General features: G+C 62.0%; 1 protein-coding gene and 1 pseudogene. One reads left to right on the top strand and one right to left on the bottom strand.

Features of this window, described 5'->3' with window-relative positions:
• A pseudogene (locus A9X05_RS31125) lies at nt 1-97 on the top strand (class I SAM-dependent methyltransferase); the annotation flags it as partial.
• 26 nt (nt 98-123) lie between these two features.
• Here the strand turns inward: A9X05_RS31125 and A9X05_RS15725 are convergent.
• On the bottom strand, nt 124-500 hold a 377-nt coding region (locus A9X05_RS15725), incomplete at its 5' end, for a class I SAM-dependent methyltransferase (protein ID WP_197499079.1).

Genomic DNA, 500 nt, shown 5'->3' with positions numbered 1-500 from the left:
AGAGGTCTACGACCGCTACATGAAGTACCTGACCGGCTGCGAGGACTTCTTCCGCAAGGGCATCAGCAATGTGGGCCAGTTCACCCTCGTGAAGTAGGCGGCGAGGAGCTGGGGGTCGTTCCGCTACTTTTGCAGCGTGAACTGGTCGACGTCGGTGTAACCCTGGCGGAACAGCTTCGCGCAGCCGGTCAGGTACTTCATGTAGCGGTCGTAGACCTCTTGCGACTGGATCGCGATGGCCGCGTCCTTGTTGGCCGCCCACGTCTCCAGGGTGCGCGCGTAGTGCAGCTGCAGTGAGTGCACCCGGGTCAGCTCGAAGCCGGCCGTTACGGCGTACTCCCCGACGGTCTGCGGGGTCGGGAGCCAGCCCCCCGGAAAAATCTCGGTGCCGATGAATCGCGCGAATCTCACATCGCGCATAGTCAGCTTGATGCCGAGTGCGGGCATCTGCTGCCATTGATAGGTCAAAATGGTGTGCAACAGCATCCGACCGTCGTCGG

This window comes from Mycobacterium sp. E3298 (genome assembly GCF_001666895.1).
In the GTDB taxonomy this organism is placed as follows: domain Bacteria; phylum Actinomycetota; class Actinomycetes; order Mycobacteriales; family Mycobacteriaceae; genus Mycobacterium.
Note: the sequence above shows the minus strand (reverse complement) of the source record. Positions and strands in the feature narration are given on the sequence as shown.